At 67.3% G+C, this 24398-nt stretch carries 24 protein-coding genes and 2 tRNA genes; 5 read left to right on the plus strand and 21 right to left on the minus strand.

Going from position 1 to position 24398, the window contains the following annotated elements; genetic code table 11:
- Window position 1: 1 nt before the first annotated feature.
- From AC0Z6F_RS05215 to AC0Z6F_RS05230, 4 genes are read right to left on the minus strand one after another with little or no spacing between them, the layout of a single operon-like run.
- The gene (locus tag AC0Z6F_RS05215; RefSeq protein WP_004152367.1) at window positions 2-916 is read right to left on the minus strand and encodes an HlyD family secretion protein; all 915 of its coding nucleotides are present in this window, start codon (window positions 914-916) and stop codon (window positions 2-4) included.
- Complete coding sequence (locus tag AC0Z6F_RS05220; RefSeq protein WP_004152366.1) at window positions 913-1641, minus strand: ABC transporter ATP-binding protein; 729 nt, start codon at window positions 1639-1641, stop codon at window positions 913-915. Before AC0Z6F_RS05220 ends, AC0Z6F_RS05215 begins: the two co-directional genes overlap by 4 nt.
- Before the next feature lie 10 nt (window positions 1642-1651).
- Entirely contained in the window at window positions 1652-2791 is a 1140-nt protein-coding gene (locus AC0Z6F_RS05225) for an ABC transporter permease (protein ID WP_004152365.1), read from the minus strand.
- Window positions 2788-4251 (minus strand): efflux transporter outer membrane subunit, encoded by a 1464-nt coding sequence (locus AC0Z6F_RS05230; RefSeq protein ID WP_485617791.1) that lies wholly within the window; start codon window positions 4249-4251, stop codon window positions 2788-2790. Before AC0Z6F_RS05230 ends, AC0Z6F_RS05225 begins: the two co-directional genes overlap by 4 nt.
- A 190-nt stretch (window positions 4252-4441) precedes the next feature.
- Between AC0Z6F_RS05230 and AC0Z6F_RS05235 the strand changes: the two genes are divergently transcribed.
- Window positions 4442-4789 carry a hypothetical protein gene (locus AC0Z6F_RS05235; RefSeq protein WP_485617793.1) on the plus strand — a complete coding sequence of 116 codons (348 nt, stop codon included), beginning with the start codon at window positions 4442-4444 and terminating at the stop codon, window positions 4787-4789.
- Window positions 4790-4855: 66 nt separating this feature from the next.
- On the opposite strand, the gene AC0Z6F_RS05240 is transcribed toward AC0Z6F_RS05235, so the two are convergent.
- The 3 genes from AC0Z6F_RS05240 to AC0Z6F_RS05250 all read right to left on the minus strand — a co-directional run bounded on the left by AC0Z6F_RS05240 (window position 4856) and on the right by AC0Z6F_RS05250 (window position 7498).
- Window positions 4856-4931, minus strand: a tRNA-Gly gene (locus tag AC0Z6F_RS05240).
- 115 nt (window positions 4932-5046) lie between these two features.
- A complete protein-coding gene (locus AC0Z6F_RS05245; protein ID WP_485617795.1) occupies window positions 5047-6153 on the minus strand; it encodes an NAD(P)/FAD-dependent oxidoreductase in 1107 nt (368 codons plus the stop codon).
- A 133-nt stretch (window positions 6154-6286) separates the two neighbouring features.
- Window positions 6287-7498: an NAD(P)/FAD-dependent oxidoreductase gene (locus tag AC0Z6F_RS05250; protein WP_485617797.1), complete on the minus strand. Its 1212-nt coding sequence runs from the start codon at window positions 7496-7498 to the stop codon at window positions 6287-6289.
- Window positions 7499-7783: 285 nt separating this feature from the next.
- Here AC0Z6F_RS05250 and AC0Z6F_RS05255 point away from each other — a divergent pair, with 285 nt between their 5' ends.
- Window positions 7784-8344: an RrF2 family transcriptional regulator gene (locus tag AC0Z6F_RS05255; RefSeq protein ID WP_485617799.1), complete on the plus strand. Its 561-nt coding sequence runs from the start codon at window positions 7784-7786 to the stop codon at window positions 8342-8344.
- Window positions 8345-8407: 63 nt separating this feature from the next.
- Here AC0Z6F_RS05255 and AC0Z6F_RS05260 read toward each other — a convergent pair.
- The 13 genes from AC0Z6F_RS05260 to AC0Z6F_RS05320 all read right to left on the minus strand — a co-directional run bounded on the left by AC0Z6F_RS05260 (window position 8408) and on the right by AC0Z6F_RS05320 (window position 22196).
- Window positions 8408-8483, minus strand: a tRNA-Gly gene (locus tag AC0Z6F_RS05260).
- A gap of 153 nt (window positions 8484-8636) precedes the next feature.
- Window positions 8637-9263 (minus strand): CDP-diacylglycerol--glycerol-3-phosphate 3-phosphatidyltransferase, encoded by a 627-nt coding sequence (gene pgsA / locus AC0Z6F_RS05265; protein ID WP_004152330.1) that lies wholly within the window; start codon window positions 9261-9263, stop codon window positions 8637-8639.
- Between the two features lie 18 nt (window positions 9264-9281).
- Window positions 9282-11126, minus strand: a complete 1845-nt coding sequence (gene uvrC, locus AC0Z6F_RS05270; RefSeq protein WP_485617801.1) for an excinuclease ABC subunit UvrC — start codon at window positions 11124-11126, stop codon at window positions 9282-9284.
- Complete coding sequence (locus tag AC0Z6F_RS05275) at window positions 11123-12535, minus strand: hypothetical protein (RefSeq protein ID WP_065722335.1); 1413 nt, start codon at window positions 12533-12535, stop codon at window positions 11123-11125. The genes uvrC and AC0Z6F_RS05275 overlap by 4 nt, the downstream gene beginning before the upstream one ends.
- On the minus strand, window positions 12532-13020 hold the full coding sequence (locus AC0Z6F_RS05280; protein WP_004152327.1) for a low molecular weight protein-tyrosine-phosphatase: 489 nt from the start codon (window positions 13018-13020) through the stop codon (window positions 12532-12534). The genes AC0Z6F_RS05275 and AC0Z6F_RS05280 overlap by 4 nt, the downstream gene beginning before the upstream one ends.
- Complete coding sequence (gene kdsB / locus AC0Z6F_RS05285; protein ID WP_485617804.1) at window positions 13017-13790, minus strand: 3-deoxy-manno-octulosonate cytidylyltransferase; 774 nt, start codon at window positions 13788-13790, stop codon at window positions 13017-13019. The genes AC0Z6F_RS05280 and kdsB overlap by 4 nt, the downstream gene beginning before the upstream one ends.
- A gap of 75 nt (window positions 13791-13865) precedes the next feature.
- Window positions 13866-14885 carry a tetraacyldisaccharide 4'-kinase gene (gene lpxK / locus AC0Z6F_RS05290; RefSeq protein ID WP_004152325.1) on the minus strand — a complete coding sequence of 340 codons (1020 nt, stop codon included), beginning with the start codon at window positions 14883-14885 and terminating at the stop codon, window positions 13866-13868.
- The gene (gene msbA / locus AC0Z6F_RS05295) at window positions 14885-16633 is read right to left on the minus strand and encodes a lipid A export permease/ATP-binding protein MsbA (RefSeq protein WP_004152324.1); all 1749 of its coding nucleotides are present in this window, start codon (window positions 16631-16633) and stop codon (window positions 14885-14887) included. Before msbA ends, lpxK begins: the two co-directional genes overlap by 1 nt.
- The gene (locus AC0Z6F_RS05300; protein WP_004152323.1) at window positions 16630-17052 is read right to left on the minus strand and encodes an ExbD/TolR family protein; all 423 of its coding nucleotides are present in this window, start codon (window positions 17050-17052) and stop codon (window positions 16630-16632) included. The genes msbA and AC0Z6F_RS05300 overlap by 4 nt, the downstream gene beginning before the upstream one ends.
- A gap of 3 nt (window positions 17053-17055) precedes the next feature.
- Window positions 17056-17718, minus strand: coding sequence for a MotA/TolQ/ExbB proton channel family protein (locus AC0Z6F_RS05305; protein ID WP_100468127.1), 663 nt, complete (start codon window positions 17716-17718; stop codon window positions 17056-17058).
- Window positions 17719-17721: 3 nt separating this feature from the next.
- Window positions 17722-20121, minus strand: a complete 2400-nt coding sequence (locus tag AC0Z6F_RS05310) for a DNA internalization-related competence protein ComEC/Rec2 (RefSeq protein ID WP_485617807.1) — start codon at window positions 20119-20121, stop codon at window positions 17722-17724.
- Between the two features lie 58 nt (window positions 20122-20179).
- The gene (locus AC0Z6F_RS05315) at window positions 20180-21523 is read right to left on the minus strand and encodes a sensor histidine kinase (RefSeq protein ID WP_485617809.1); all 1344 of its coding nucleotides are present in this window, start codon (window positions 21521-21523) and stop codon (window positions 20180-20182) included.
- A gap of 1 nt (window position 21524) precedes the next feature.
- Window positions 21525-22196, minus strand: coding sequence for a response regulator transcription factor (locus AC0Z6F_RS05320; protein ID WP_485617811.1), 672 nt, complete (start codon window positions 22194-22196; stop codon window positions 21525-21527).
- 144 nt (window positions 22197-22340) lie between these two features.
- Here AC0Z6F_RS05320 and AC0Z6F_RS05325 point away from each other — a divergent pair, with 144 nt between their 5' ends.
- Together AC0Z6F_RS05325 and AC0Z6F_RS05330 are read left to right on the plus strand one after the other, a co-directional pair.
- A complete protein-coding gene (locus AC0Z6F_RS05325; RefSeq protein ID WP_485617813.1) occupies window positions 22341-23108 on the plus strand; it encodes a MipA/OmpV family protein in 768 nt (255 codons plus the stop codon).
- 32 nt (window positions 23109-23140) lie between these two features.
- Entirely contained in the window at window positions 23141-23425 is a 285-nt protein-coding gene (locus AC0Z6F_RS05330) for a hypothetical protein (RefSeq protein ID WP_004152241.1), read from the plus strand.
- Between the two features lie 54 nt (window positions 23426-23479).
- Here the strand turns inward: AC0Z6F_RS05330 and AC0Z6F_RS05335 are convergent, their stop codons facing one another.
- Complete coding sequence (locus AC0Z6F_RS05335; protein WP_004152240.1) at window positions 23480-23620, minus strand: hypothetical protein; 141 nt, start codon at window positions 23618-23620, stop codon at window positions 23480-23482.
- 162 nt (window positions 23621-23782) lie between these two features.
- Between AC0Z6F_RS05335 and AC0Z6F_RS05340 the strand changes: the two genes are divergently transcribed.
- Window positions 23783-24352, plus strand: coding sequence for a TlpA family protein disulfide reductase (locus tag AC0Z6F_RS05340; protein ID WP_004152238.1), 570 nt, complete (start codon window positions 23783-23785; stop codon window positions 24350-24352).
- Window positions 24353-24398: the final 46 nt, after the last annotated feature.

Genomic DNA, 24398 nt, shown 5'->3' on the forward strand with positions numbered 1-24398 from the left:
TTTACTTCCGGAACTCCACCCGCACATGCTGGCCGAACCGCGCCTTGGCGTTGCCATCAAACTCCAGCACGCACTCCACCACCTTGGCCACGCCACGCCCAGCGTCTTCGGGCAGGCGCGCCTGCGCGAACACCGGACTGATGCGCACCACGCGTGCGGGTGGCAGTGAACCGGTGTTTTCAGCGCCATCGCTGTCCGGCACCACGGTGGCCTTCATGCCCACCTGCACGGCATCGGCATAGGCAGCACTGAGTTCGGCACGCACCTGCAGCGGGCGTGCCGGCAGCAGCGAGATCGCTGGCTTGCCACCTTGCACGAATGCACCGAGTCCCGGCACCTGGCCGACCACGGTGCCGGCCTCCGGTGCGCTCAGCGACATCTGCTGCAGTTTCAGTTTCGCGTGCTCCAACTTGTGTTGGGCCATGTCGACCTGCGCACCGGCCACGTCGACATCGGCGCGCACACCGGCCAGTTGCTGCTTGGCTGCATCGGCCTGCTGGCTGGACGACACGCCTTCGCTGGCGCCGGTGGACAGGCGGGTCGCATTGCGCTCCAGTTCGCGCAGCTGCGCCTGGCTGCCCTTCAGACGGTCATTGGCCAAGGCGAGGTCGGCAGTGGCCATCGCCACCTCCTGCTGCAGCAGGGCGCCATCCAGCGACAGCAGCAGCTGTCCCTTCTTCACCGTGGCGCCCTCCTTCACCGGCGCGGCAGTGATCGAGCCATCTACCGGCGGTGCCAGCGCGATCAAACCGCCCTCGACGTCGATGATGCCGCGTGCCACCGCAACCTTGCCGGCGGCAGCAGTGCTGGCTTTACCGGCGGATGCTTGGGCAGGCACCTCTTTGGAACAGGCGCCGAGCAGCAATGCCGCGGACAGGGCCAGGCTGAGGGGAAGCAGGTGCGACGTCTTGGTCATGGGGCGGACTCTACAGTTTCGTTCTGGCGGCGGTCATCACGGACCATGCCGTCTTCCATGGCGATCACGCGATCGGCATGCCGGATCAGGCGGGGATCGTGGCTCACGCACAGCACGGTGGCGCCATGCGCACGTGCGTAGCGATGCAGGATGTCGATCACGCGCTGGCCATTCTCGGCATCCAGCGCACTGGTCGGTTCGTCGGCGAAGATCAGCGTCGGCGACTTGGCGAAGGCGCGCGCAACGGCCACGCGTTGCTTCTCACCACCGGACAGCTGCGCCGGTCGCATGTGGCTGCGGTGGCTGAGGCCGACCTCATCCAATGCCTTGCGCGCCAGCGGTTCGCTTTCGCGATTGCTCATGCCTCGATAGCCCAGCGGCAGCTGCACCTGTTCCAGTGCGGTCAGCGCCGGAAACAGATTGAAACCCTGGAACACGAAGCCGACATGGTGCAGGCGGAATCGCTCCACTTCACTGCGCGTCATGTGGCCCACGTCCTGGCCGAGTGCGTGCACGCGGCCGCCATCGGGCGCAGACAACCCAGACAGCAACGACAGCAGCGTGCTCTTGCCGCAACCAGACGGACCGGACACGAGGGTCAGCTCACCGGGGTAGATGTCCAGCGAGAGGCCGCGAAGCACCGGCACCTGCACATCCCCGGACATGAAACCCTTTTCCAATGCATCGGCCTGCAGGGTCGGGGCGACGGCGCGTGTAGAAGTCATCGGCCGGCCCTCAACGCAGCAGCAACGATGGATCGGAGCGGACGACACTGCGTACCGCCATGATGCTGGAGAGCATGGCCATCACCGCGACCAGTGCCACGCAGCCGATGATCACCATCGGCGTCAGCTGCACCGGTACACGTTGGGTCTGCGCGATCAACAGCACCACCGTACTGAAGGCCGCCGCCAACAACATGCCCACGCCGCCGATCAACAGTGCCTGTTCGAACACCACCCGCGCCAGCGCATAGCGCCCGGCACCGAGTGCATTGAGCGTGGCGTACTCGCGCACCGAACCGGCCACCACCGAAGCGAACGACTGGTTGGTGATCACCGCGCCGACAAAGCAGACGATGACCGCCATGAACAGCACTGCGATGCCGGCACCGGTATCGAACAGCCAGTACTGCTGCGAGCGGCTGGCGAACTCCGGTGCGGTCCAGAACTCGACCGGCGTGGCCTGCCCCATCGACGCGGCCAGGCGGTCACGCACGCCGTTGGCCAGGTCCGGCGAGCGCAGGCCCGCCACGAAATAGGTACTGCCCTCATGCGGGTCGGTACCGGCGATGGCGCGCGCGGTATCCAGCGAGGCCAGCACGTTGACGCCACCGAGGCCACGCAGGCCCGGTTGTGCGGCAACCACGCGCACCGCCTTGCCGTTGATCCAGGCACGGTTGTTCTGCAGATCCACGCCCAGCGTATCCAGATCCGCGCTGTCGACGATCACCGCGCCCGGCTCGCGCAGCTGCGCGCGCAGGTCGGCGGGCAGGATGCGCGCGAACATCATCGCGTCGTCCTGGGTGGAGATGCCGGACAGGTACACCGACACGTTACCGGTACCCTGCGCGCTGGAACGCCATTCGCCATCGACCCATTCGTAGGGTTCGACGCGGGTGACCTCCGGGTCCATGCGCAGGTGGCTTTCCACATCCGCGCTGATTGCATGGCCGTAGTTCACGCTCTGGGTGCCGGGAAAGCCGGCCCAGATATCGGCGGATGACGCCTTCACGTAGATCGCGGCGGTACCGAAGATGCCCAGTACCAGCGCCGCCTGTACGATCAGCAGCACGCCAGCGAAGCACATCGCCAGTACCACCGGCAGGAACCGGCGCCACTCATAGGCTAGAGTCTTGCGGGCCAGTGCAATCATTGCGACGCGTCCTCGGCTTCGACCGGCAGCGGTGCGCCGCCGAGGGCGCGGTACAGCGAAGCAAACGCCAGCACGCGGGCACCTTGGGCACCGATCAGGTCCGCCTGCGAAGCCAGTGCGGCACGCTGCGTGTCCAGGCCATCGAACTCGCTGGACAGGCCCAGCTGCACCTGACGTGCCTGTCGCTTGACCTGCTGGCCGGCAACATCATTGGCCGCGCGCAGCGACTGGATGCTGCTGTCCTGCCGCGCCAGGCTGCCCAGCGCGCCCTCTACTTCACTCACGCCCTCCAGTACCGCTTTGCGATAACCGAGCAACGCGGCATCCAGCTGCTTTTCATCGGCATTGAAGCGCGCGCGGCGCTGGCCCCAATCCCACAGCGGGATATCGATGTACGGGCCGATCGAGGGACTGGAGTCGGAGTTGGAGCGGGCGTTCTGGGTGAGGTTGTAGGCGTACAGGATCGAGCCGCCGAGACTGACCCGCGGATACATCGCGGCACGTGCAGAGCCCTTGCTGGCCGCCGCCTGCATTACCTCCGATTCGGCCAGCAGAATCTGCGGACGGTGGCGCAGCAGATCCGCCGGGACCTGCTGCAGCGAGAACGTACCCAGCTTTGGCGGCGCGCGATAGGTGCGCCAGGCCGGGTCCGGGCCATCGCGGCCCAGCAGCAGGGCCAGCGCGCGGGCAGCGTTGTCGGCGTTTTCCCGGGCCTGTGCGCTGGCGGCTTGGGTGGCCGCCTGGCGTGCACGCAGGCGGTCCAGCTCGCCCGGCTCATCCAGGCGCAGGCGCTGGCGGACCAGCGCCAGTTGTTCGCCGCGGTCATCCACGGTCTGCTGCCGGGCCAGCAGGTCCTGCTGGGCCTGTGCCACGGTCAGGTCCAGATAGCTGCGCACCACGTCGGCAATCACCGCCACCTGTGCGGCATTGCGCAGCGCCTCGGCATTACCGGCCGACGCCTGCGCGCTCAACTGGGCGCTCTCGGCGGCGCCGAACAGGCCCAGGTCCCAGATCGCTTCGATGCCGGCATGGAAGTAGGTATCGACTGCGGCGGCGTCCTGCACCTGCTTGGCGCTGGCCGAGATTTCCGGCAGGAAACGCGAGTCCGAGGTGCCGGCGACGATCCGAACGGCCTGCAGGCGCAGCGTGGCCTGCTGCAGGTCGAGGTTGCCGGCGATGGCCTGATCGACCAAGCCGTCCAGCGCCGGGTCGGACAGCACTTTCCACCACTGTTTGGCGTCCACTGCCACGCCCTGGCCCTGCGGCACCTGGGTCCAGGTGCTGGGCGTGCGGTCAGGCAGGTCCGGAACAGGCACCGACATGCAACCGGCCAGGGCCAGGCTTGCCAACAACGCACCAGGGCGCAGCACTGCATGCAGGGTGAGTCCGCGCCCGGTCCTGGGCACTGCCACTGAAGTGATACGCCTGACCACCAGCCCGCCAACGTGTAGAAGGAGCATGAAGGCTACCGTGCGATTGTGGAGCGAACATGGAGAATTGGTCCGAAAAAGGTCACAACAGGCGTGCGGTTCAGGCAATGCCGCCCCAGCCTTTCACCACGCTTTCAGCGCGTTCTCGACACGGAACACTGGACGACTTTCACGGCGTATTGCACATTGCGGCACTGCCCTACTTCGGTGCTGCCTGCCCGTGAAACACCAACGCCGCTGGCTACTGATTGGCTCGATCACGACAGTGACTGTCGGCGTGATCGTGCTCGTCCTGACCACCCCACTGGTCTCGAACGCCATGCTGCTACTGATGGAGCGCAGCAACTTCATCCCCCGTGAATCTTCGATCTTCACGTTCGAGCCATATGCCATCAACCAGGGCTCGTCGAACTACTGGCTGTACGGAAAGGACTGGACCTACTACTACCACTTCACCTACGAAGACGACGTTCCCTACGTCTACATCCGGCGGGACAACCGCTGCCCCGGTTTCGACCGGCAGGATGCCCGGACCTGGTGCAGCGCCCTGCCCGGCAAGGCACGCTAGCGCGGCAGTGGTGCAACCGGTGTGACAAACGAAAAACGCCCCCTTTCGGGAGCGTTTTCTTGAATCTGGAGCGGGAAACGAGACTCGAACTCGCGACCTCAACCTTGGCAAGGTTGCGCTCTACCAACTGAGCTATTCCCGCAGATTCCGTTCGACCTGCGTCGAAGGAGCGCTATTGTGTCGATATTGCTGCACGGCGTCAACAGGAATTTTCGCGTGCATTGTGGGGCGGCGTTCAGGCCCCCAGGACCGATACCTCAGGTTCGCAGGCCACGGCGATGGAAGTAGACCTGCTCGGCGATGCGCCGCGTGGTCGCCGTGTGCAGCAGTGCGTTGAGCGGCCAGTCGGCCTGCAGATGATCCATCGCCCAGCGCAGCAGGCGCTTGCCATGGAATGCCGGCGCCACCTGCCGCGCCACCCGTTCCGCTTCCGGCCCTTGGCCGCGCAGATGGCGGGCAATCGCCTCGCCGACCGCCCAGCCATGCCGCCACGAGGAATGGATGCCCCCGGCGGAGAGCGGCGAGACGATGCCCGCCGCGTCGCCGGTCAGGATCACGCGTTGGCCGGTGAACGGCCCATCCGGCCGGCCGCAGGGCACCAGCCCTGCGCGGGTGGTCGAGGGACGCGCCGAAGGCGGAATGCCGACCACATCGCGCACGTGCTCAAGAAAGCCATCGATATCAGGCGGCCGCACCTGGTTCGGGTCATGGCGCAGCGCCAAGCCGACCTGCAGCCCGGTAGGGTTCTGTGCGACCCAGCCGATGTAACCCGGTGCAAAGCGCTTGCTGACGAAGCAATGGAGTGCGTCGCCCTGCGGCAACTGGAGGCCGGCGAACTCACGTTCGACGCCGTAGAGATTGTCACGCACCTGGCCGAGGCCGGTGCGCTGGGCAACGCGTGAGCGTGCGCCATCGGCGCCGACCAGGTAGGCGCACCGCCCTGCCCCTTCCACCTGCCAGCCGTCACCACTGCGATGGGCGTCGGTGAAGGACTGCTGCAGGCGAAGGTCGACACCATTCGCGCGCAGCTCGCTGGCCAGCCAGCGCATCAGGTTCGGCGTATCGGTGGTGAGGAAGTAATAGCCCGGCGCGGCCAACAACACGCTGCGCAGGTTCGGCGCATACAGCCGCACATTGGCAACGCGTTGCACCAGGTGTTCGGGCATGCGCCCCAGCCAGGTCTGCTCCATCGCTTCCTTCACCACGATGCCGGTGGTGTGCAGGCGTTCGCCGGGGTCGGCCTTGCGTTCAAGCACGCAGACGCGCAGGCCGTATTGGGCAGCGGCCAGCGCACAGGCGGCACCGGCGAAGCTGGCGCCGACGATGACCACGTCGTGGTCGTAGGCGGAAGGAGTTTGGGACATGGCTGCATCGTCCTGAAGGAACGGAGATGCAGCTTCGAACTGCCGCGTGGTGAGGCGAAGGAGTGGCGGTGAAGTGGGGATGAAGCGCAACGCTCCCTTTCAGGAACGTTGCTTGCAGAACTACTTTGCGCCGTCAGGCCACAACGATCCTGAGCGGGTCTGCCGACGCGAGGATCTCCGCACGCTCACCACTCGGCGGATAGATCCACTCGGTGTTGATCCGGGTCTTGAGCGCCTTGGCTTCAGCACCGGACAGCACCACCTGGCGATCCCAGCCCTCGGTGTAGACAGCACCCCACGGCCCCAGGTCCAGGCAGGTCACGTACTTGGGCTGCGCATACGGAATCATCGTTTCCCCGATCAGGTCAGCTGCGGCGTTGTGTCCGGCAGAACGCCCCAGATTCATCGCGTGCTGGCAGGACATCATCGCCACGTTGCCCTCGTCATCGGTGGCGGCATGCGCGCAGTCGCCGGTAGCAAACACCGCGTGGACACCGTTCGCCTTCAGCGTGCGGTCCACATGCAGGCGACCCACCGCATCGTGCTGGCCGGGAATCTGAGCAGTCAACGCACTGGCACGTGCACCAGCAGTCCAGACAACGGTGGCGGCGTCGATGCGTTCTCCGTTTTCCAGCGTTACGCCCTCCGCATCCACGCGAGCGACACCCGAGCCCAGACGCCAGGACACACCCAACTCCTTGAGCGCCTGCGTGATGACTGGGCGCGGGCCTTCACCCAGGTCCGGGCCCAGCGCATCGGCGCGCTCGACCATGATGACGTTCACCGCAGCATCGGCGCCGAGCACTTCGCGCAGGCGAGCCGGCATTTCTGCTGCGGTTTCGATACCGGTGAAGCCCGCACCGGCGATCACCACCGTATTGCGCGCCGCGCTCTGCGGGCGAGCAGCAAGACTATCCATATGCGCCTGCAGGCGGGCTGCATCGGCAATCTGGTCGACGTTGAAGGCGTGCTGCTGCAAGCCGGGAATGGGCGGGCAGTTCAGACGACTACCGGCGGCCAGCACCAGGCGGTCGTAGTACAGCGTCTGCTCAGCGGAATCGGTACCCGTGCCCACCACCTGCACCTGCTGGTTGGCGACATCGATGTGTTCGACGCGGCCGGCAAGATAGCGCACGCCAACGGCATCGAAGATCGCCCGCAGCGGTGCCGTCATGCGCTCCGGCCCCTTTTCGTAGAGGCGCGGGCGCACATGCAGCTCCGGCGACGGCGCAACCAGCATGATCTCCACATCACGGCGCGCCGCCTGGTCGAGAAGACGGGCGGCGGCGAGCGCGCTCCACATGCCGGCAAAGCCGGCGCCGATGACAAGAATGCGCTGGGACACGGAGGGAAATCCTTCAGGGAATGGGGTTCAGGCGCCCGCCTGAGCGATCGGCATGGGCGTGAGTGATGTGCTGCGTGTGCGCACCACATAACGCGGATCATATTAGTCCGCGTTATGTAGTGCAAGCACCTGACAGCGGCGCGGTTCAGGCCAGCGTCGCCCTACCGCCCCTCCTTTTCCTGCTACAACGCCAATGAAATCAAAGATCTGCGTGAAGCTCCGCTGGGTTGCGGCGGGTAACTCAGGCCCCTATAGTCCGCGTTATATTCTTTATGGACCGGTCCTATGGCCCACATCGGAACGGGCGTCGAGTACGCCCTGCACTGCCTGCTCTGGCTGGTCCCGCCGCTGGAGCAGCGGCCGAGCAGCCGCGACCTGGCCGAGCTTCAGGGCGTGCCTGCGGCCTTCATGGCAAAGATCTTCCCCAAGCTGGAGAAGGCCGGCATCGTCGAGTCCACTGGTGGTATCCGTGGCGGCTACCAGTTGGCGCGTGCGCCCGAAGACATCAGCGTGCTGGATGTGGTCGATGCCGTTGAGGGACAGAAGGCACTGTTCGACTGCCAGGAAATCCGTGGGCGCTGCGCGCTGTTTGATGGTGCCCCACCCCGATGGGCCAACCGTGGCGTGTGCGGCATCCACGCGGTGATGATCAATGCGCAGAAGGCCATGCGCAAAGAACTGGCGCGTTCCAGCCTGGCCTCGATTGCCGAGGGTGTGCAGGGCAAGGGGCGCCCCGCGAGCTTCGCAGGGGATGTGCAGGAGTGGTTTGCGGACCGTCAGGTAGCACGCGAGGAAGCACGCATCACCGGCATGCGTTCGCGCGTGGCGGCGCAGGATGATGATTGATCTTTGCGAGCACTGCCGCGCATAACGAAAAACGCTCCCTTTCGGGAGCGTTTTTCTTGAATCTGGAGCGGGAAACGAGACTCGAACTCGCGACCTCAACCTTGGCAAGGTTGCGCTCTACCAACTGAGCTATTCCCGCTTGGGAGGCGAAATTTTACCTATTCCAAGGATGGCGTCAAGCGCTTTTTTAGGGTCTGCGAGGCACCTTGCATTGCGTATCCACGCCATGCGTGGATAGGCGCATCGATGGGGTCAGAGCCCTTTCCTGCGGAAAGGGATCCGACCCCGGGGCTCAGTTGCCCAGCTTCTTCTGACGCGCACGCTCGCGCGCAGCGCGCTCGTCATCGCGCAGGCTCGGCCAGGCGGCGTGCAGGTATTGCAGGCCCGACCACAGGGTCAGCACGGCAGCAATGGCCAGGGTCCAGTCACCGATGTGGAACACCGGCCAGCCCATCCAGATGTCCTGCACCGGCACGTTCGGCGCCACCGAGTACAGCAGGCACAACAGTGCGACCATCTGCGCGGTGGTCTTGACCTTGCCGATCATCGCCACGCGCACCTTGGCGCGCTGGCCCAGCTCGGCCATCCACTCGCGCAGCGCCGATACCGCAATCTCACGGCCGACGATGACCGCTGCCCAGAACGCCATCCACGGCGTTGGATGGCCCTGCACGATCAGGAACAGCGCCACTGCCACCATCAGCTTGTCCGCGACCGGGTCGAGGAAGGCACCGAAGGCCGACTCCAGCTGGTAACGGCGTGCGATCCAGCCATCGAGCCAGTCGGTGATCGCGGCCAGGCCGAAGATCGCCGCCGAAGCGAAGTTGGTCCAGGTGTAGGGCAGGTAGAACACCAGCACCAGCACCGGGATCATCACGATCCGCAACAACGTCAGCCAGGTGGGCAGGGTCAACTTCATGCTTGCGTGCTTCTCTCTCTACTCGGCCGCATCAGGCGTGGCCAACCCGTGCAGGTTAGCGTAGATACGTGCCGCGAGGGCGTCATTGATGCCTTCCACCTTGGCGATTTCCGCTTCACCAGCGGCTTTCAGGCCGACCAGGCCGCCGAAATGCTTGAGCAGGCTGGCGCGGCGGCGCGGCCCGATACCGGGAATGTCCTCCAGCTTGCTGGTCATCCGCGCCTTCTGGCGGCGGCCGCGGTGGCCGGTGATGGCGAAGCGGTGCGCCTCGTCGCGCACCTGCTGGATGAACTGCAGCGCCGGATTGGCCGCTCCCGGGCGCAGTTCGCGACCGTCGGGCATCACCAGTGCTTCGTGGCCGGCGCGGCGCTCCACGCCCTTGGCCACGCCCACCAGCAGCACGCCTTCCACGCCCAGGTCGGCCAGCGCGGCCTGCGCCTGCGCCAGCTGGCCGGCGCCACCATCGATCAGCAGCACGTCCGGCAGCACGCCCTGCTCTTCCACTGCACGGCGGAAGCGGCGGTCGATGGCCTGGCGCATGGCGGCGTAATCGTCGCCCGGCTCGATGCCGCTGATGTTGAAGCGGCGGTACTGCGCACGCACCGGGCCGGCGGCGTCGAATACCACGCACGACGCCACGGTCGCCTCGCCCAGCGTATGACTGATGTCGAAGCATTCGACCCGCTTGACCGGCTCTGCCAGACCCAGCATGTCGCGCAAGGCATCGCTGCGCGCGTGCTGCGCGTTGCGGCTGTTGAGTTCGGTGGCCAGGGTCAGCTGCGCGTTGCGGCTGGCCAGCTCCACGTAGCCGGCGCGCTCGCCGCGCACGTTCCACTTCAGCTGCACCTTTCGCTCGGCCGAGGCTGAGAGCGCGGCGACCAGCAGGTCGGCGTCGGGAATCTCTCGGTCCAGCAGGATCTCGCGCGGCGGTTCGAATTCGATGTAGTACTGCGAGACGAACGCGGCCAACACCTCTTCCGGGCTCTCTTCGCCATTGGTGCGCGGGAAGAACGGGCGGGTACCGAGATTGCGGCCATCACGAAAGGCCAGCAGCAGCACGCAGGCCTGCGAGCCCTGCATGGCCACGGCCAGCACGTCCAGGTCGGCGGCACGGCCATCCACGTACTGGCGGGTCTGCATGCTGCGCAGCGAAGAAATCAAGTCGCGCAGGCGCGCGGCCTGCTCGAACTCCAGCGCCTCGCTGGCGGCCTGCATCTGCTCGCCCAGTTCGCGGGTCAGCTCGTCGCTCTTGCCTTCCAGGAACAGCGCGGCGCGGCGCACCAATTCGGCGTACTCCGGCGCCGGCACCAGCTCCACGCACGGCGCACTGCAGCGGCCGATCTGGTACTGCAGGCACGGCCGCGAGCGGTTGCGGAACACGCTGTCCTCGCAGCTGCGCAGCTTGAACAGCTTGTGCATCAGGTTCAGCGTTTCGCGCACGGCGGTAACGCCGGGATACGGACCGAAGTAGCGTCCGGGAATGGCGCGCGGACCGCGATGCAGCGCGATGCGCGGCCAGTCCTCTCGGGTCAGCAGCACGTGCGGATAGGTCTTGTCGTCGCGCAACGAGACGTTGTAACGCGGCGACAGCGATTTGATCAGCTGGTTTTCCAGCAGCAACGCCTCGGCTTCCGAGCGCGTCACGGTCACGTCCATGCGCGTGATCTGCGAGATCATCGACATGATCCGCGCGTTCTTCGGGCTGCCGTTGAAGTAGCTGCCGACACGGTTGCGCAGTGCGCGCGCCTTGCCGACGTACAACAAAGTGTCGTCGGCGGCGTACATGCGGTACACGCCGGGGGCGGTGCTGAGCTGGGCCGCGAAGGCCTTGCCGTCGAAGACCGGAGCGGATACGTCGGTCATTCGCTGATCGGGACTTCGCTGAGCACGCCGCTGTCGGGGTCGAAACGCAGCACGGCGTGGGCATCGGTCTCGGCGATCCACACCGCGCCCGCACCGGCTGCCAGACCTGCCGGACCATGCAGGCGGCGCGGCAGCGGCTGGGTGGTCAGTTCACCACCGCCCAGGCGCAGGGTGCGCAGGCGGCCGTTGCCGGTATCGGCAATCCACAGCAGCGGCGCATCCGGGCTCAGTGCCATCGCCTGCGGAAACTGCAGGCTGGCCTGGGTGCGCGGGCCGTCCTCATTGCCGAAGCGCCAAGGCCCCTGCCCGACCAGCGTCTGCACCAGGTCGCCACGCAGCTGCAGCGCACGGATCGAGGAACCCAACGCGTCGGCCACGTACAGCACCTGCTGCACCACGGCCAGTGCGGTGGGCTGGGCAAAGGCAGCCAGGTGGCCGCTGCCATCGCGTTCGTCGATGGAACCGCTGCCGGCGCGCCACTGCAGGCTGCGCTGGCCCAGGTGGTAGCTCCAGATGCGGTTGTCACCGGCCATGGCGATATGCAGCTGGTTGTCGGCGATGGCCAGGCCGACCGGATGATCCAGCGACACCTGCCTGGCCTGTGCGACCGGACCTTCCACCGGTGCACCGGGACGGCCGTTGCCACACAGGGTATCGACGATCCCGGTCAACAGGTTGATGCGGCGCACGGCATGGTTGCCGGTGTCGGCGACGTACAGCGAATCGCGCTCCAGCACCAGCGCCTGCGGGCGGTGGAAGGCCGCCTCGGCGAGGTTGCCATCCATGAAATCGGCGGTGCCCAGCCCGAACTGGCGCAGGATGCGGCCACCGTGGCTGCATTCGAGGATGCGGTGATGGCCGCTGTCGGCGATGTACAGGCGTTCGGTGCTGACCGCCAGGCCGAGCGGGAAGCGCAGCGCGTGGCGCGGCTCCGGATGCAGTTCGCTGCCACCGCGCGGCGGCGCCGACGGCGCGCCCTCGCACAGCGCGTTCAAGGCACGCTCCAGTTCGCCGGGTGCGCCCTGCCCGACCAGCCGTTGTTGCTCGCGCCCCTGCGCATCCAGCAGCACGATGGTCGGCCAGGCGGTGACGCCGAAGCGGCGCCAGCCATCCCAGTCGGCATCAAGCAGCACCGGCATCGTCAGCCCCTGGCGACGCAGCAGCTTCAGTGCGGCGCCGGCCTCACGTTCGAAATCGAAGCGCGGCACCTGCAGCACCAGCGGCTGCAGCTTGCCGGGGTGGCGCGACAGCCATTGGCCGAACTCGGCCAGGCGTTGCGCGCTCCAGGCGGAGGCGGCGTTGACGAACAACAGCGCCACCGGCCGACCGCGCAGTTCGGTCAGGGTGCAGGGGGTGGCATTGAGCCAGGTGGCGAACTCGGGCAGGTCCGGGACGGGCTGGACGTTCATGGCCCGATTATGCCGGAGTCGGCGTCATGCAACAGTCGTGCCACTGCTCGTTTTGCAGCATCGTCGACCAATGTCCAGACCTGTTCGAAATGCTCACTGCCGCCGGTGTACGGGTCCGGGATCGCACCCCTGCCTTGCCCGCCGGACCACGGCAGGTACAGCGCCAGGCGTTCTCGCTGGGCGGGGGTGGCCAAGCGACCGGCATCCCGCAGGTTGGCCTCATCGGCACACAGGATCCAGTCGAAGCGGTCGAAATCCGCGACCTGCAGCTGGCGCGCGCGCAGGCCGCCGATGTCCACGCCATGCCCGGCCGCGCAGGCGATCGCGCGCCGGTCCGGTGGCTCGCCCACATGCCAGTCGCCGGTGCCGGCCGAATCGACCTGCACCCGACCAGCCAGCGGCGACGCGTCCAGGCAGGCGCGCAGCGCACCTTCGGCCATCGGCGAACGGCAGATGTTGCCGAGGCAGACGACCAGCAGCTTCATCGTGCGGCCATTGCCTGCAGCAGCACTTCGGCGCGCTCCAGGTCCTCAGGGGTGTCGATGCCGGGCGGGAACGGTTCCGGCGAGATCGCCACGCTGATCGGGAAGCCCGCTTCCAGCACGCGCAGCTGTTCCAGCGATTCGACCTGCTCCAGCTGGCCCGGTGGCATCGCCGCGAACTGCTGCAGGAAGCCGGCGCGATAGCCGTAGATGCCGATATGGCGCAACCAGTTGTGCCCGGCCGGCAGCGTGTCGCGGCTGCGTGCGAAGCCATCGCGGTGCCAGGCGATCGGCGCACGGCTGAAGTACATGGCCTCGTTGCGCACGTTGCGCACCAGCTTCACCACGTTCGGATCGAACAGGGTGTGCGCATCTTCGACGGTTGTGGCCAGGGTCGACATCGGCGCATTGCCACCGACCAGTGCCTCGGCCACCGCACGAATGCCGGCCGCCGGCGCGAACGGTTCATCGCCCTGCAGGTTGACCACAACGGTGTCGTCGGCCCAGCCGGCAATGCGCGCGCATTCGGCCAGGCGGTCGGTGCCGGACGCATGCGAGGCGGCGGTCATCGCCACCTTCACATCGGCCAGCCCGGACAACGCGTCGGCGATGCGTTGATCGTCGGTGGCGACCCATACCTCGCCAGCCCCGGCCTGCAGCGCGCGGCGTGCCACGTGCAGCACCAGCGGCTCACCGCCCAGCAGGCGCAGCGGCTTGCCCGGCAGCCGCGAGGCGGCATAGCGGGCCGGAATGGCGACGACGAATTCGGTCATGCGGGCGGTACTCGGCAGGCTCGTTACAACGGGAATGCGGCCGGCGGCGCGTGAATACAAGCGCCGCTGCGCCACTCAGTTCGGTCGCAGCTTGTCCAGGCGGTCGGTCAGCGCCACCCAGAACGCGGCAGGCAGCTCGGCGCGCAGCGGAACGGCGTAGTGCCAGTCGTTGCCGAACGCACGGCACTTCACCGCGTCCTTTTCGGTCATCAGCACCGGCAGCTGGCTGCCGAAGGACAGGTCCTGCGGCTGGTACGCCTGATGATCAGCAAAAGCATGCGGCACCACGCCGATGCCACGCGCACGCAGCATGTCGAAGAAGCGCTGCGGATGCGCGATACCGGCCACGGCGTGCACGCGCTGGCCCTTGAAGTACGCCAGCGGGCGCGCACGGCCACCGGCCAGTGGCTGCGCGCTGTCGATGTGCAGCGCCATCGGCCATTGGCCGAAGCCACAGGCCTGCGCCGCGCTTTCTTCGTCGGCCTGGCCGAGATTCACTACACGGAAGTCGCATTCACTGGCACGGCTGACCGGTTCGCGCAGCGGCCCGGCGGGGATCATCCGGCCGTTGCCGTAGCGACGCTGGGCATCGACCACTTCAATCTCGATGTCGCGCGCCAGCCGGTAGTGCTGCAGGCCGTCGTCGCAGACGATCACGTCGCAACCGGCTTCGATCAGGGCCTTGCCTGCGGCCACACGGTCGCGGTCCACCCGCACAGGCACCCCGGTCTTCCAGGCGATCAGCACCGGCTCGTCACCACCCTTGGCGGTCGGCGTGTCGGCCTGCACCCACAGCGGTTTGTCGGCGTCTTCGCGGCCGTAGCCACGGCTGGCCACGCCCGGCTTCCAGCCAGCGGCACGCAGGCGCTCCACCAGCGCGATGGTCAGCGGCGTCTTGCCGGTGCCACCGGCGGTGATGTTGCCGACCACGATGACCGGCACCGGCAGCGTGTAGTGCTTGCGCCAGCCGCGCCGGTAGGCACGCCGGCGCAACGCGGTGACACCGGCGTACAGCGGCGCCAGCAGGCGCATCGCCCACGGAACCGGGCTACCGTCGTACCAGTACGGCGGGGTCTGGGTACCCTTGCCGGCCATCAGTCCTGCCTTTCGCGGAACTGCATGCTGTGCAGATGCTGGTACAGCCCGCCCATGGTCAGAAGTTCCTTGTGAGTGCCACGCTCGACGATGCGGCCGTGATCCATCACCAGCACCTGGTCGGCATGCTCGATGGTCGACAGGCGGTGCGCGATGACCAGCGTGGTGCGCTCGGGCATCAGGCGCTGCAGCGCGTCCTGCACCAGGCGCTCGGATTCGTTGTCGAGCGCGGCGGTGGCTTCGTCCAGGATCAGGATCGGCGCATCGCGCAGGATCGCACGGGCGATCGCCAGGCGCTGGCGCTGGCCGCCGGACAACAGTGCGCCGTTCTCGCCGACCGGGGTCTGCAGCTGCTGCGGCATGCGCTCGATGAATTCCCACGCGTTGGCAGCTTCAGCCGCTGCACGGATCTGTTCAACGCTCGCGTCCATGCCATAGGCGATGTTGGCGGCGATGGTGTCGTCGAACAGCATGACCTTCTGCCCGACCATTGCCACCTGGCGGCGCAGGTCGGCCAACGGATAGTCATCCAGCGCCACGCCATCAAGGGTGATGCGCCCGCCACTGGGTTCGTAGAAGCGCGGCACCAGCCGGATCAGGCTGGTCTTGCCGCTACCGGAACGGCCGACGATGGCGGTGACCGTACCCGGCTTGGCGACGAAACTGATGTCGTCCAGGGCAATGCCGCTGTCCTCGCGGTAGCGCAGCATGACGTGGTCGAACGCCAGTTCACCGCGCACGCGCTGCACTGCATTTCGGCCTTCGTCGCGCTCGACCGGCATGTCGAGGATGCTGAACAGGCGTTCGGCGGCAGCTACACCCCGCGAGATGGAGGTCTGCACGCTGGTCAGGCGGCGCAGCGAGGGAATGATGGCCATCATCGAGGTCATCAGGCCCATGAACTGGCCGGCGTTGAGGCGGCCAGCCAGCGCTTCGCGGGTGGACACCCAGACGATCACCGCCAGCGCCAGCGCCGCCAGGAACTGGACCACGCTGGAGGCGGCAGCACGGGTGACTTCCACCTTCATGTTCAGCGACAGCATGCGGTTGGCCAGGCGCGAGTAACGCGAGATCTCGTGCTGCTGGGTGCCATGCACCTTCACTTCCTGCTGCGCGGCCAGCGACTGCTCGGCGGTCTGCGCCATCGAGCCCATGCCGTCCTGGATGCCACGGCTGATGCGGCGATAGCGCTTGCCCACGTAGGACACGATCACGCCGATCAACGGCACCACCACCAGCATGGCCACGGTGACCTTGACGCTCATCTGCAGCATCACCGCCAGCATGGCGATGATGGTCAGGGTGTCGGCGACCACGGTCTTGAGCGCATCAGCGCTGGCCTGGGTGACCTGTTCGGTATCGAAATTCAGGCGGCTGACCATGACCGGCGTCGCTTCAGTATCGAAGTGCGAGGACGGCAGGTGCAGGTACTTGGCCAGGACCTGTTCGCGCAGGTCGCGCACCACGCTGCGGCCGGTCTTGGCCAGCGCGTAGTCGCTTACCCAGGTGGCGACGCTGCGCATCAGGAACAGGCCGAGGATGGTCAGCGGCAGGATCACCGCCATGCGCGGCTCGGGATTGACGAAGCCACGGTTGACCAGCGGCTCCATCAGCTTGGTGAAGTGATAGCCGGCCAGGGCTTCGACCACCATGGCGATGACCGCAGCCACCATGAACACCCAGTAGGCGCGGGTGTACCCCAGCAGACGTTTGTAGATCGGCCACACCGGCGCGTGATTGGAACTCATGGACGCACCTCGGGTGCTGTTGCAATGGCAATACGGCGGAAACCGAGTTGACCCAGCGCGTCCTGCGCGGTCACCACGGCCTGGTAGGGAGTGCGTGCGTCGGCACGCAGCAGCACGGTCTGCTCACGGTCGCTGCCGGCCACGGCGGCGATGGTCTGCTTGACCGACTCGACGTCGCTGCGCAGCACTTCCTGGTCATTGATGAAATAGCGGCCTTCGGCATTGATCAGCACGCTCAGCGAGCGCGGCGGCTCGTTGGTCTGCTGCTGGCTGGCAGTGGGCAACTGCACCTGCAACGTGGAACGCGCGTCAAACGTGGTGGTGACCACGAAGAAGATGATCAGCACCAGGATGACGTCGATCAGCGGCACCAGGTCGATATGCGGCTCATCCTGGGATCGGTCGTTGCCGATACGCATCGATCAGGCCTTCGCCGTGGCAGCATTGGCCGAACGCGCGGCGGGCGCTGGGTTCAATACCCCGGGGCGGCCGTCGAGCGTATCCAGCAGCGCGCTGGCTTCCTGCTCCATCTCCACCACATAGCCGTGGATGCGGCCCTTGAAGTAGCGGTGGAACATCAGTGCAGGAATGGCCACGATCATGCCGGTGGCGGTGCACACCAGCGCCTTGCCGATACCACCGGCCAGCTGGTTCACATCACCCACGCCGTGGTCGAGGATGCCCAGGAACATCTGGATCATGCCGATCACCGTGCCCAGCAGGCCCAGCAAAGGGCCGGCCGACGCGATGGTGCCCAGCGCGTTGAGGAAGCGCTCCATGCGGTGCACCAGGTGGCGGCCGGTGTCTTCGATGCGTTCACGGATCTGGTCACGTGGCCGGTTGCGCGCTTCCAGCGCAGCTGCCAGCAGCGCGCCCAGCGGCGAGTTGCCACGCAGGGTCTGCAGGTGGGCCGGGTCGAGCTTGCCGCGTGCCGCCCAGTTGCGCACTTCCTGGCCGAGGCCGGGCGGCAGCACTTCAGTGCGCCGCAGGGACCAGAAACGCTCCAGGATGATCGCCAAAGCCAGTACGCCCAACAGCAGCAGCGGCACCATCGGCCAGCCACCGGCCTTGACCAGTTCCCACACGTTTCAACCCTCCGGCCCAACGGCCGCTTGTTCAATCGTCGATAGGATAGCAGCCGACCGCGCCCGCCCAACGGCATCCCACCAGCGGGATGCGTGGATACGCTGTTCACGCAGCTGCATCCCTTGTGCGCCAAGCCATACGCGGATCGCACCGGAATCGGCCGTGGCCAGCACTTCGGCCCCCTGCGCCTGCCAGCGCCGGACCACATCCGGGCGGGGATGGCCGAAGCGGTTCTGGTGGCCGGCCGAAACCAGCGCCAGCCGTGGTGCTACGGCGGCCACCCACGGCGCGCTGGAGCTGCCGCCGCTGCCATGGTGCGGCACCAGCACCACGTCCGCCTTCAATGCCGTTGGGAACGCCTGCAGCAGCGCCTGCTCGGCAGGGTGTCCGATATCGCCGGCCAGCAGCACCACGCCATGGCGGCTGGCGACACGCAGCACGCAGCTGTCCTCGTTCTCGGCGTGGCGGCTGCCTGGCGCCGGATGCAGCACCTGGAAATCGACCCCGTCCCACTGCCAGCGCAGCCCCTGCTGGCACGACCGGGTACCGGCGATGGCGCTGCCCGGCGGCGCCAGCAGCTGCAGCCCCGGCAACTGCCGACGCAGGCTGGGCAGGCTGCCGGTGTGGTCGAGGTGATCGTGGCTGAGCATCACCTGCTGCGGCGGCGCCTGCCCCAGCGCGCGCAGGGCCGGGACCAGGATCCGCTCGTTGCCATCGCCGCCGGTCGGCGGCCCGACGTCGTACCAGAGCGCGTGCCGCGCGGTGCGCAGCAGCACCGCCGTGCCCTGACCAACATCGTGCACCAGCAGTTCCAGCTCCCCTTCCGCCGGTGCCTCACGTGCCGGCCACAGCAGCGGCAGGCACAACAACAGGCCGGCCAGGCCGCCGCCGTTCCCGCGAGGCAGCAGCCACCAGAACACCCCCAGCAACGCTGCGGGTACCGCCCAGCGCGGCGCCTCCGCCAGCCACCACATCGCCTGCGGATGCTGTGCCAGCGGCTGCAGGGCCTGCCAGCTGAACTCGAACAGCCCGGCAGCGGCGCGCCATGCCCAGCGCCCCGCACCGTCGTGCAGCGCATGCAGCCCGGTCCCAAGCAGCGACAGCGGCACCACCAGCAGCGTCCACCACGGGATGATCGGCAGGTTGACCAGCGGCCCCAACCGCGCGGTGCCACCGAACAGCGCCACGCACAAGGGCAGCAGGCCGAGGCTGGCCACCCCCTGTGCGGCCAGGAATCCGCGCAGGCCACCGCCGACGCCCTCCGGCCCGGTCCGCGGCAGGCACCACAGCAGCCACAGCACGCCTCCGAAGCTGAGCCAGAAGCCGGCGGCCAGCACCGACAGCGGCGCCGGCAGCAGCATCACCACAGCAGCCAGTGCCAACCCCTGCCCCGCACCGACCGGGCGACGCCCGGCGCGGGCCAACGCAACCACGCCGATCATCAGCGCGGCGCGCACCGTAGGCAGCGCGCCGCCGGCGACCACCGCGTAGATTACCGCCGCCAATGCGGCGCCCCACGCGGCCGCCTGCGGCCGTGGCCAGCGGCGTGCCAACCATGGGCACAGCCACCACAGCCCCCGGCACAGCATCACGCCAAAGCCGGCAACCACACCGACATGGAATCCGGAGATGGCGACCAGATGGGTCAGGCCCAGTGCGCGCAGGTGTTCCCAGTCTGCATCGGACAAGCCGCGGGTATCGCCCAGTGCCAGCGCCTGCACGAAGCGAGCGGCAGGATGGGCCACCTGGGTGGCGATGGCAGCACTGCTGCGCTCGCGCCAGGCCGGCAGGCCGTGCGCGGCTCGCCGCTCACGCGCACTCGCCGGATCGCGCACCGTACCGGTGCCGGATATCCCCCTCAGCAATGCATGGCGCTCGCCGTCAAAGCCTCCAGGATTGATCCGCGAACGCGGTGCCCGCACCCGCAGCGACAGCTCCCAATGCGCGCCAGCTCGAACCGCATGGCGCCCACCATCGGTGCCGCTCGCAGGCGGTCCACGCCATGGATCGTTCCAGGTGATCTGCAGGCGCCTGCCAGGCAACGAGGGCAGCGCATCGGCCTCGTCGACCTTCAGCACGAAACGGGTGTAGCCGGGGCCACTGTGTGGAAGATCAACCACTCGGCCACGAACCTGCGCGTCCTGCGCGGGCCCTCCGGGTGGAAGCTGGCCCTGCAAGGCCCAGTACCCGTGCAGTGCTGCCCACGACAGGCCGAACAGCGCAGCCGCCCACGCGCGACCGCGCCAAGGCACGATCCAGCCTGCGGCGCTGGCGATGGCCAACGGCACGCACAACCACACTGGCGGAAGCACCGGCAGCTGCACGCAGGCCAGCGCGCCCAGCACCAGACAGGCGGCGCAACCACTGCCAAACAGCGGCGGAGCGGATCGTTCGGCGACCATCACCCCAGCCTGCTGCCGGAGCAGCAGGTTGCCTATCGGGCTTCAACCCGTATTGGCGTCAGCGGCGGACGCTACCGCGATGGAAATTGACCCGGAAACTGGCGCCGCCGCCGATCGCTTCACCCACGCTGACCGACCCACCATGGTGCTGCACGATTTCCTTGGCCAGATGCAGGCCCAGGCCACTACCACTGCCGGCCGCACGCAGCCGATGGAACGGCTCGAAGATCGCCTCGCGGTCACCGAACGGAATGCCTGCACCCTGGTCACTGACTTCCAGCAGGCCGCGCGCGTCCAGCCGTACGCAGATGGTGCCCCGCCCACCGCCGTGGACGATGGCGTTGTGCACCAGGTTGGCGATCACCCGCCCCAGCGCCAGGCTGTCGCCGTGGATCCACACCGGCACTTCCGGTGCATCCACTTCAAAGCCATATCCAGCGCCGACGACCAACGGCGCAAGATCCGCGGCCGCTTCGCGCACCAGCAGCGCCAGGTCCAGCCGCTGCAGTGCGCCGACATTGCGGTCAAGCCGCTGCAGGTCGAGCAGATGCTCGGCGACGTTGCCAAGGCGGGCCACGTCGGTCAGCAGCTGCGACTTCAACTCGCCCTGTGGCAGCTGCGACAAGCGCGCCTGCACCACTGCGATCGGCACGCGCAGTTCGTGCGCGGCGTCGGCGAGGAACTTGTCGCGCGCAGCATAGCCCTGCTGCACCTTGTCGATGGCATCGTTGAAAGCTTCCACCAGCGGTGCGACCTCGGTCGACACCAGCTGTGCATCCAGTCGTGCGCCCGGCTGGCCGATATCCAGCTCCTTGGCCTGCTGCGCGGAACGGCGCACCCCGCGCATCGCGCGATGGATCACCGTCGGCATTACCAGCAACGTGACCACGATCAGCGGCAGGAAGAACCACAGGCCGATCAGGCGCAGCACCATCAGTGCGCCGTCCAGCAGACCACCCTTCGGCGCGCCACCGACCATCACCGTGATTCGGCGACCATCTTCGTTGCGGATCATCACCCGCGCCACGTCCAGGTAGGGTGGCACCAGCGAGCCGAGTTCGGTGGCACCCAGCGTCGGCAGACGCGCCAGCAGCGGTGCGTGGATCGCAGGGATGGTGCCGCGCTCCAGCCAAACGCCCTTGTCATCGACGGCCGCGAACCACAGGTTGCCACCCGCCTCCGCGTCCAGCTTGCGCCAGCGTGCTTCGTCCAGGACCAAATGGCTGCCCTCGCTGTGCACCGCCTTGGCAACCGCCTCGGCCATGAACATGTCCATGCCCCAGGTGTCCTTGTCGCCCCAGGTCAGGATCAGCGCGACCACCGCGAACAGCACGGTGAAGGCCTGCGCGAGGAACAAGCGCCAGGCCAGGCCCAGGGTGATGGAACGGATCGGACGTGCCATCTCAGGCCTCCGCCAGCAGGTAGCCGACACCGCGGATCACATGGATCTCCACGCCCGCCCCGGCCTGCTGCAGTGCCTTGCGCAGCTTGGAGATATGCGCGTCGAGCGCATTGGACTGGATCTCATCATCGAACCCGTACACCGCCGCCTCCAGCGCGCTGCGGGTGACGGTCCGCCCCTGCCGCATCGCCAATGCCTGCAGCACCAGCACCTGGCGCCGTGGCAACGCCAGCGGCTGGCCCTCCACCTGCGCCTGCAGCGATTCGAAGTCGAATTCCAGCCGGCCCAGACGCAGGCTCGGCGTCACCATCGCCGACGGCCGCCGCGACACCGCGCGGATGCGCGCCATCAGCTCCTCGATTGCCACCGGCTTGACCAGGTAGTCATCGGCGCCGACATCGAGCCCTTCAACCTTGTCCGACAACGTGCCCTTGGCGGTCAGCATGATCACCGCCAGATTCGGCCGCAGCGAACGCGCGGTGGCGACGAAACCTGCACCATCACCATCGGGCAGCTGCCGGTCGAGCAGCATCAGCTGGTGCACCGGCTCACGCAACGCGATCGCCGCCTCGGCCAGGCTGCCGACCACGTCGGCGACCACGCCCTGCCGCTCCAGGCCCGATTGCAGGGCACGGGACAGATCGGGATCGTCTTCGACCAGGAGGATGCGCATCAGCGGCTCGGTTGCGGAAACGGTGCAGATCATAGTGCCTGCCGTCGGCTTTTTCCCCTCCGGGCTGCCGATTGCACAGGCGCAATGTTCTGACAATGTTGAGCCCTCACCATGCGCAGCCATCCCCCGCAAAGTGGTTGATCGATGCCGTCGCTGTCCCCGAACCTGCTGCGCCCGTTGCTGTTCTCCGCCGCCATCGGCCTGCCGCTGGCAGCGTACGCCGCCGAGCAGAACCCGGGCGTGCAGGCCGGTATCAGCGCGGGCGCGACCTCTGGTGCGTACGCCCACTATGACGTCAAGCCGCTGGTCGTACCGTCCATTGCCTGGCAGGGCCAGCGCTTCTTCGCCAGCCCCGGCTCGCTGGGCATGTACCTGTACAAGGGCCAGGGCCTGCGCCTGTCGGCTGCGGTCACCCCGTACACGCTGCGCTTCAAGACCGACGACGTGAACGATCCGCAGCTGCGCCGCCTGCACAGCCGGCAGATGTCGGCCATGGCCGGACTCAACGGCGAGTACAGCGCGGACTGGGGCATCGTCGAAGCCAGCGTGATGCGCGAGGTCACCGGCCATGGCGGCGGCATTGAATCGCGCCTGCACTACAGCTACCCGATCCAGGCCGGGCGCTTCACCTGGGTGCCCCGGGTGGGTGTGGTGCATTCCAGTGCACGCCTGCTCGATTACTACTACGGCATCAGCGACGAGGAAGCACTGCGCTCGGGGCTTGCCGCCTACAACCCGGGTAGCGCGACGTCGCCCAGTCTGCAGATCGCGGTCAGCACGCCCCTGGGCACGAAGTGGCGTGCGACCGGCGTGGTCGCCAACCAATGGTTCGGTGATGCAGTGAAGGACAGCCCGATGGCGCGGCGCGGAACACAGACGTCGGCCTTCGTTTCCCTGATGCGCTCGTTCTGATCGAGCGCCCGTTACGGACAAGGACACCCCACATGGCCTCCGTCTCCCCCACCACCGAAGCGCACGCGATCCTGCGTGCGCCCGACCTGGACAGCGCCGAGCGCGCCTACCTCGTCCTCATGCCCGACCTTGAGCACGTGAACGCGCTGGCACGACGGGCGCTGGGCCTGTCCCGCGTGGCCGACGCGGCACGCGGCTACGCGCTGTCGATGACCCTGGTCGGGCTGCGCCTGCAGGAACTGGAAATGGGCGAAGCGACCGCCAAGGAACATCGCCAGGCGACGCTGCGCAGCCTGCGGCAGGCCTTCAGCGCCTGATCGTTGGCGTTCAACGCCGGTGCGTGCACCCGTGCCGCGCCGTGCGGCCTCCACTCAGCGGAAGGTGGTCCAGGCCAATACCGCCGCCAGCAGGGCCACCCAGATCACCGCCTTGAAGGTGCCCTCCAGCATGTTGCCGCCGAACAGCAGTTCGAAAAACGGATTGGGTCTGGAAACCGGGACGTGCTCGCTCATCGCTGAAGGCTCCTGGTGTTGGATGGAAAGTGCCAGCGCATGGCTGCGCACGCGCCACTGTAGTACAGCCACGGCATCGCCGGGCATTCAAGGAACGATTGCTTAACAATCCGCGCGCCAGATCGGGTATGTTCGATCCAACGCTGCGTTCAAGGATGATCGATGCTCAAGCGCGTCCTGTTCCCTGTTGTTGCCCTGCTGCTGTCCGCGCTGATTCTCGTGCTGGGCTGGCAGAACCGCCAGCTGCGCCAGATCAACGATGACATGGCGGCGCAGTTGCAGAACATGCGGGTTGAAGCACACGGCGCAGCGATCGGCGCCCGCCCCGAGCCATTGGCGCTGAAGACCACCCAGCGGGCCCATGTCGACATCGGCGGCACGCGTGCGTTGCCGCAGATCCTCTACTTCTTTTCCACCGCCTGCCGTTACTGCCTGGCTTCGATGCCGCAGCTGCAGTCAATTGATGCGGCACGCGGGCCCAGCGAACTGGTTGGTGTGGGCCTGCCGCCTTACGAGGCACTGGCCGACTACGCCGGCAAGCATTCGATGCGCTTCCCGATCGCCATCGACAGTGAGGGGGACGCTGCCAAGCGCTACGGCATCACCGTTACGCCCATGCTGATGGTGCTCGCTGCAGACGGCAGCGTTGCATACAAGCATGTCGGCCAACTCGACGAAAACACCGTAAAGGCCGCCATCAAGGCGCTGACACCTGACGTCACCCTGCCCTGAGCGAGGGCGCACCTCCGCGCTGCTGCGCTCGGCCCATGCATTCGCG

This window comes from Stenotrophomonas sp. 1L-E-5-B-C3, from assembly GCF_057292075.1.